At 62.2% G+C, this 7,086-nt stretch carries 10 protein-coding genes; 3 read left to right on the forward strand and 7 right to left on the reverse strand.

Going from position 1 to position 7,086, the window contains the following annotated elements; genetic code table 11:
* Positions 1–202 precede the first annotated feature (202 nt).
* Positions 203–823, forward strand: a complete 621-nt coding sequence (locus NKJ20_RS23660; RefSeq protein WP_352747374.1) for a hypothetical protein — start codon at positions 203–205, stop codon at positions 821–823.
* Between the two features lie 455 nt (positions 824–1,278).
* Here the strand turns inward: NKJ20_RS23660 and NKJ20_RS23665 are convergent, their stop codons facing one another.
* Positions 1,279–1,809 (reverse strand): DinB family protein, encoded by a 531-nt coding sequence (locus tag NKJ20_RS23665; RefSeq protein ID WP_352747376.1) that lies wholly within the window; start codon positions 1,807–1,809, stop codon positions 1,279–1,281.
* A 64-nt stretch (positions 1,810–1,873) separates the two neighbouring features.
* On the opposite strand from NKJ20_RS23665, the gene NKJ20_RS23670 reads away from it, so the two are divergent.
* Entirely contained in the window at positions 1,874–2,509 is a 636-nt protein-coding gene (locus NKJ20_RS23670; RefSeq protein ID WP_502894986.1) for a TetR/AcrR family transcriptional regulator, read from the forward strand.
* Positions 2,510–2,547: 38 nt separating this feature from the next.
* On the opposite strand, the gene NKJ20_RS23675 is transcribed toward NKJ20_RS23670, so the two are convergent.
* The 5 genes from NKJ20_RS23675 to NKJ20_RS23695 form a co-directional block, all read right to left on the reverse strand.
* Complete coding sequence (locus tag NKJ20_RS23675) at positions 2,548–3,300, reverse strand: sulfite exporter TauE/SafE family protein (RefSeq protein WP_352747379.1); 753 nt, start codon at positions 3,298–3,300, stop codon at positions 2,548–2,550.
* 125 nt (positions 3,301–3,425) lie between these two features.
* Positions 3,426–3,878, reverse strand: coding sequence for a hypothetical protein (locus NKJ20_RS23680; RefSeq protein WP_352747380.1), 453 nt, complete (start codon positions 3,876–3,878; stop codon positions 3,426–3,428).
* A 123-nt stretch (positions 3,879–4,001) separates the two neighbouring features.
* Complete coding sequence (locus NKJ20_RS23685; RefSeq protein WP_352747382.1) at positions 4,002–4,850, reverse strand: 23S rRNA (adenine(2030)-N(6))-methyltransferase RlmJ; 849 nt, start codon at positions 4,848–4,850, stop codon at positions 4,002–4,004.
* Entirely contained in the window at positions 4,847–5,458 is a 612-nt protein-coding gene (locus NKJ20_RS23690; RefSeq protein WP_352747385.1) for a hypothetical protein, read from the reverse strand. The genes NKJ20_RS23685 and NKJ20_RS23690 overlap by 4 nt, the downstream gene beginning before the upstream one ends.
* Before the next feature lie 4 nt (positions 5,459–5,462).
* Entirely contained in the window at positions 5,463–6,134 is a 672-nt protein-coding gene (locus tag NKJ20_RS23695; protein ID WP_352747386.1) for a TetR/AcrR family transcriptional regulator, read from the reverse strand.
* An 85-nt stretch (positions 6,135–6,219) separates the two neighbouring features.
* On the opposite strand from NKJ20_RS23695, the gene NKJ20_RS23700 reads away from it, so the two are divergent.
* Positions 6,220–6,687 (forward strand): carboxymuconolactone decarboxylase family protein, encoded by a 468-nt coding sequence (locus NKJ20_RS23700; protein ID WP_352452942.1) that lies wholly within the window; start codon positions 6,220–6,222, stop codon positions 6,685–6,687.
* Between the two features lie 27 nt (positions 6,688–6,714).
* Here the strand turns inward: NKJ20_RS23700 and NKJ20_RS23705 are convergent.
* Positions 6,715–7,086: phosphotransferase (locus NKJ20_RS23705; protein ID WP_352747389.1), on the reverse strand; the 372-nt coding region annotated here is incomplete at its 5' end.

Here is a 7,086-nt window from a genome sequence, read left to right on the forward strand (position 1 = left end):
ATCATGCAGGGTTCATCAACGGCCAGAGGCGGAAAACCGCGCCGCCAGCGTGCAGCCATAGTCTCGCGTTCGGATGCGATGAGCCGGAGGTGCGGCGGCAGACGCGAGCAGGTCGGACAATCCAGATCCGAGCAACTACCAACTCGGCCTTGCACCGAAGGTTGGTTTTGGCAGCCACGAAAATCCCACCGGACTTCGCCGCATGGCGAAGTCCTGGGAGCTGCGAAAAGACGTCTTCCTCCCGCCCCTTTCTGGTCCTGCCCGACTGTCAACCAAGAAGCGAGGCGCCTGTCCGGCATCCCGCCCTGGCTGTCTTGAGTACTGTCCCCTGCGACAGCAGGACCGCGACTACTTCTTGGCCTTCGCCTTTGCGGGCGCTGCCTTCGGCTTGGCCGCGGGCGCTGCTTTCTTCACTGCCGCAGAAGATTTCGCAGCGGCGGCCTTTGCCGGTGCTGCCTTCTTCGCAGCGGGCTTCGCCACGGCCTTTGCAGCCGGCTTCTTGGCCGGTGCCGCCTTCTTTGCCGGTGCAGCCTTGGCCTTGGCCGGTGCTGCTTTTGCCTTGGCAGGTGCTGCTTTCTTCACGGCTGGTTTTGCCGCGGCCTTAGCGGCCGGCTTTTTGGCCGGCGCTGCTTTTGCCTTAGGCGCAGCGGCCTTCGCTTTGGCAGCGGGTGCTGCTTTCTTCACAGCAGTTGCGGCCTTTGCCGCGGCTGCTTTTGCCGGTGCTTTCTTTGCCGGTGACTTTGCCGGTGCCTTGGATGCCGGCGCTTTGGATGACTGCTTAGCCATATCATGCCCCTTCCGTTGTGCCGACGGCCGTTATTGACCCGGCGCGCATTGCATATCTGACTCGCGGCTTGCTAGCCAGCGAAGCATTAGAATGATTTTTGTAGCTTAAGTTTCGGTTACGGCGAGCGCGCGACCATTTTACCCGCGCAAAAACCGGCTGCGAATCTTTGTGTCCCGCAGCGAAGTTCTGCGGCAGAAATTCTGGTCGCTCTATCTCGACCGGTCTTCTCGTCAAGCTCAGGACCTTTTCGACCAGCTTTGCGCTTCAACGTCCGACGCTCGGCGCGAACATTGTCAAGAGCGAAGGCGGTCGCCCGCCTCGTCTTGTCCGAAACGATAAACTACAGGTAAGTAGGAAGCAACGCGACGAGCACGCCGCTGCACTATCTTGCACGACGCGATGAAAGTAAGCGGACAGCTCGCATTTCTGAAGGACAGGATATCGCTCGATAGATCCGGTCGAGCCGACCGCGATCGAAAGCGCTCGGCCGTTCAGGCGCCGAGCGGCTCATGGCTCATCTGCAGCCGGCGCGAAGGCTCGGCCCTGTGGAGATGGACGGCGAAGGTATCCCATGGCGGCATGACCGAAATCTGCGCCAGGATGCGCCCCGCTTCACCGCGATGATAGCCGCCGTGCAGTACGACGTGGGTCAGCATTTCCTGTCGCGACATCAATGCCTTATCCCCGTCGGTGAACACGAATGCGACGGGCTCGGACAGCTGCCGCGACGAAACGGTTTCGAGATAATCGAGATACCAGCGATCGGTCGCTGCGACCGCGGCGCGAAGTTCGTCGAACGCCGGCGTGTCCTCGGTGGTGTCGGCGGAGTAGCCATGGCTTGCGTCAACAAGGTGCGCCGAGAATATCCGCGACACCACATGGCTGTGATCGACGAGCCGTATCACGGCCTGCCGTTCCTTGCCGTGAACATGCGGGTCGAGACTCGCCAGCTTTTCCAGCAGTTCGTCATTGGCCCAGGCCTGATAGGCAAACAGGCTGCGAAGCAGAGCGAGCGCATTCATGGTCGGTGTCCTTTTTTCCGGAAATGCGAGTATGTTGTTTATATTTTCAGGAGAATGGGCGAACGTGTCTACTCGCATTGCAAAACCGCATCCGCGCATGCGCAAACAGCCGCGCCAGGCGCGTTCGAGGGCAACCGTCGAGGCGATCATCGAGGCGGCGGCTCATGTTCTGAGCGGGCTGGGCTGGGCCGGCTTCACCACCAACAAGGTTGCCGAGACAGCAGGTGTAAGCATCGGCACGCTCTACCAGTACTTTCCCGACAAGCTTTCCCTGCTCGCTGCCGTCCGGCGCCGTCACTTCGATCATGTGCTGTCGGTCATTCGCGATTCGGCGGAAGACCAAAAGCCGCTCAGGAAATTCGTGCAGGAGCTGGTGCGCGGCATGATCGCCGCGCACAGCATTCACCCGACACTACATCAGGTGCTGCTCGACGAGGCGCCGGGCGATCGCAGCTCCAGGGCCGCCCATGCTTCGTTCCAGGCACAATACCTCAATCACTATGCGACTGCTGTCGCCACTTATCGCAAGCCAAGGAAAGGCGCCGACATGGAGACCGTGGCGCGCGTGCTATCGTCAGCGATCGAAGGTGTGATCCACAACGCGGCACGCCGGAACATGCTCGCCGCGCCGGAGCTGCAAAAGCAACTCGTCGAACTGATCTGCGCCTACCTATCGGGAGCAGGCCGCATCGGTCGATAGCGCATGGCACGGCGGAAGTCGGGATTTCTGTGTGTCGTTCAAACCCGGCTTATGAGGTGCGGCAAGGACGATGCCAACAATGCCGCACCTGATGCGGCCAAGAGTGTGAGGACGATCTTTCGAAAAGTCGCCTCGCTAACGCCGATGTAGAGTCTCGCGCCAAGGAGTGTCGGTATCAACATCGCCGGCGCGATGACGGCAAACATCGGCAGCATTTCGAGCTTGATCTTTCCGGCCGCAAGATAGGCGGCCATCGTCATGGAGAGGGTCACAAGGTTGAAATTCTGGATGACAATACGCTGCCTGTCCTTTTCCCATTGGCGCAGCACGCACCACAGCGTTGGAACCGGGCCGGTGAAGCCGCCAAGTCCACCCATGATGCCGCCGACCAGACCTATTGCGCCGTCTGCAACAGGACCCCCGACCGTGATGGGAGGGAGGCGACGCGCAAAGAGCATCAAGGGACACCAAACGACCAGCAGCGCTCCGAAGACCAGCTTGAACAATTGCACATCCAGCAAGGGCAGGATGGCGACACCGACCGGAATCCCGATGATCCCGCCGATCAGGAAGGGCAGCAGAAGCCTGAGGTCGAAACCCCGGCGGACGGTGACGGCAGCGATGATCTGGCCGGTGAGCGCCCCAAAGACCGCCATGGCGGCAGCAAGCTGGGGCTCCACGGTCCAAACCCAAATCGACATGGCAACCAGGCTGAAAGCGAACCCGGAAAGCCCCTGGACGAAGCCTGCAACGACCGCGCCGAGAGCAACAGAATAGACAAGCGAATCCATGTGGTGCTGTTTCCCCGCAAACTCGGGACAGCAGATCGCGCTTCCCGCGAATGCTGCGCCGCATGGAAACGGTGACGGTCGATCAGGTGGCCGGTGCTAAAAAGTCGGAATCAGCGAGTGCGCGATCAGCGCAGGACGCGGCAGCGGCCGTTGTAGACCATCCAGCGGTCGAAGCCCGAGACGCAGAATTCGACATTGTCGCCGATCGAGGCAAAACCCTGGCCTTCCTCGATCAGGTACCAGATGGTGCGAGCGCCGCCGTCGGAGAGGCTGACGGTGGCGCCGCAATAACGCCGGCCGATCGGCCAGATGTCGTCGGCCGGCAGATAACGATGCTGGTGGATACGCTGGAAGTCGACGATCTGCACGTCGGGCAGATGCGGCACGTGATGCACCTGATAGGAGAAGCGGTCGGTGATCTTGTTCAGCACCCAGGCCTCGCCGCAGACGCCGCTATCCTCGTCGGTATAGATTGCAAGGTCGGCCGCCTGGACTGCCTGGGTGACGCCAAGAGGTGCGGCCAGCGGCGTGCAAAAGGCGAGCAGTGCGGCAAGGGCGGATTGGGCGAAGCGAGTCATGGCAGCCTCTCAAGGTCGACTGCGCGCACTGTGCGGATTCGCTGACGCGCGGTCAAGCGGTTGTAGCGACCGTGGTTGTGGTGACGATGGTTGCGCTGACGGAACGGCAGGGCCGCGCTCAAACTACTCTCCCGCCAGCCAGTCCAGCGTCCAATGCGACGGCTGCTCAAGTGCAAGCAGCCGGTGCAGCGCCGGCAGCAGCGTCCGTAACTCGCCTTCCAGCGTGAAGGGCGGATTGACCACCACCATGCCGCAGCCGTCGAGGTTCGGCTCGACGGCGTCCGGCCTGATCTCAAAACCGATGTCGAGCAGCTTCGAAATGCCCGTCTGCTTGAGCGCCTTGCGGAAGGCGGCGACCGCCCTGTGGTCCTTGAGCGGATACCACAGCGCGTAAATCCCTCCTGGCCAGCGCCGATGGGCTCTTTGCAGCCCGTCGACCAAGCGACCGAACTCGCCCTCTTCCTCGAAAGGCGGATCGATGAGCACGAGGCCGCGCTTTTCCTTTGGCGGCAGATGCGCGCCGAGGGCCAGCCAGCCGTCGAGCTCGATCACCCGGGTCTGGAAGTCGCCGTCGAACAGCGCCTTCAGCCTGGCGGCATCCTTAGGGTGCAGTTCGACTGCCGACAGCCGGTCCTGCTTGCGCATCAGGTGCCGGGCGATCAGCGGCGAACCCGGATATTTTTTCACGCCGCCCTCCGGATTGAGCGAACGTACGGCTTCAAGATACGGCGCCAGCAGTGCCGCCGCCGGCGCATCGAGTGCGGCGTCGACCAGCCGGCCGATGCCGCCTTGCCATTCGCCGGTCTTTTGCGCTTCGGTCGAGGACAGATCGTAGCGGCCGATGCCGGCATGGGTGTCGATGACCCGAAACGCCTTGTCCTTCTGCTTCAGATATTCGATCAGCCGGCTGAGCACGACATGCTTGACGACGTCGGCGAAGTTCCCGGCGTGGTAGGCATGGCGATAGTTCAATTGGAGCCCCTGCCCCAGCGCGGCGGTGGCGGCTGCGAGTTCGGATTTTCCGGCCGGCGGCCGCCGAAACGGAATGCCAGCACCAGCCCGACCAGGCCGGCCGCCATCAGGGAAAAACCGACCGGGCGCGCCCGGCGGTCGACCTCGCCGGCACCCGAGCGCAGGACGAGATCGACGGCCCGCATCGGAATGCCTTCGGCGTCGCCCGGACCGACGGTGAAGATGTAGGAACCAGGGGTAACGGTCGGGATCAGGCCGGCCTCGTCGCGAAAGATCCTGTCCGGCAGTTGCGGGCTGACCTGGCGCGGATTGTCGGAGTGATTGAACTGCAGCTTCGAGGCGAGCACCGTCCTGCCGCCGGTGGCGGCAGTGAGGGTCAACACAGTGCGCTGCTGCGAGACGATGCGCTCGGCTCTTGCCGTAAGGTCGACCAGCACGCGTAGCGGCCCGTCGCGTGCGCTCAGGGGCACGGTCACCGGCTTGAACCGGCCCTGGTCGTAAACCCGCCAGGTGCCGATCTCACGGCCGGAGAAATTGGTCATCGCCCAGGGATAGACGACGCCGATGCCGGTACCGATGAGCAGTATCAGGGCGAACAGGGAGCGCATGAGGTCAAGACCCGGTGTTCGGCGCGCTGGCGCGGTCGCGGGCGTTCTCCATTTCGTCCAGGAGCATGTCAAGGCCGAGATCAAACGTCCGGTCGAGTTCGGCGGTGCCGAAATAACGCCCGGCCGCAGCTATTTTTGGAAAATCCTGCGCCAGTTGCTCGTCGCTGACGGTGGTCACGGCCGAAGGCCCCTTTGCATAGCCGGCAGTCTCGTCGAGGATGGCACCCATCAGATAATAGCCGGTGGTGCGGAACAGCCGCGCACCCACTTCCGGTCCGAAGCCGCCGGCCTCGAACAGGCCAAGGATGCCGTTCAGCCAAGTGAGACAGGTCGGCGAATTCATCCGGTAGGTTACAAGGAACGTGGCAAAGGCCGGGTGCTCACGCGCGACGCGGCGGAAATCTTGCACGGCAATGCGTAACCTTTGTCGCCAAGGGAGGTCCGCGTCGGGCATTTCGAGGGAGCCGATCAGCCGATCCACCAAGGCTTCGAAGAGATGCGCCACCGAAGGAAAGTGGTGATAGATGCTCATGGCTTCGCAGCCGAGTTCTGCCGCCAGCTTGCGCATCGAAAACCCGGCGAGGCCCTCGCTCTCGATCACCTTCAAAGCCGCATCCTCGATCATCTCGCGAGACAGCCGGCCGCGCAGTCGCTTTTTTTTGATCGATGTGTCCATGGTGTCGCTTGACAACTTACACTGTAAGGTTCATTTTCGACGTTACCTTACACCGTAAGGCCAAAAAATGCCAGAGGAGAACGTCATGTCTGCCTATCGTACTCTTTCATCAACGCATTCTTCCATCCGCCGTGCCTGCCTGCTCGCCGCCACCTGTGTGCTGACGCTGGCTGCAGCTCCTTCTTATGCCGATGAGTATGACGCAGCCGTCAAGGACATCCAGTCGACCATGGGCGGCGTACCGAGTTTCGTAATGCAGTTCCCGAAAGTCGGTCTGCCCGGTGCATGGGCCGAGGTCAAGGCCATCCAGCTCAGCGACAAGACGGCGCTGCCGCCGAAGGTCAAGTCGCTGATCTCGCTGGCGGTGGCGGCGCAAATCCCGTGCAACTACTGTATCTGGTCGGACACGCAGGACGCCAAGCGCGCCGGCGCCACCGACGAGGAGATCCAGGAGGCGGTCGCCGTTTCAGCGCTGACCCGCCATTGGAGCACCATCTTCAACGGCATGCAGGTCGATTTCGATACGTTCAGGAAGGAGATGGGCGGGCAGTAATGCCTTCGTTATCAGAGCGGGACGCGTTCAGACTGAATTAGCCTTCCCGCTCCGACTGTTTGTGTGATCCGCCAGCACCTCATCGATGACCCGCCACGATTTTTCCGCCTCGCGCTGGTTGCCGTCATGTCCCGAAGCGACGATCAGCGCCTTCCACAACGCCCAGCCCCGTGCGCGCGCCCAGCTGTGCTCGTCAAGGGCAATGGTGTCGCGGAACGCCTGACGGCTCTCGCCGTAAAATTCCGTCCACGCGATCACCAGATCACAGGCAGGATCGCCGATAGCCGAACTACCGAAATCGACGACCGCGTAGAGCTTGCCATCTTCGACGAGCAGATTGCCCGAGGCGACGTCGCCATGGACCCAGACCGGCGGCCCTTGCCATCGCGAGGCAAGGGC

This window comes from Mesorhizobium sp. M0185, from assembly GCF_040322175.1.
GTDB lineage: Bacteria > Pseudomonadota > Alphaproteobacteria > Rhizobiales > Rhizobiaceae > Mesorhizobium.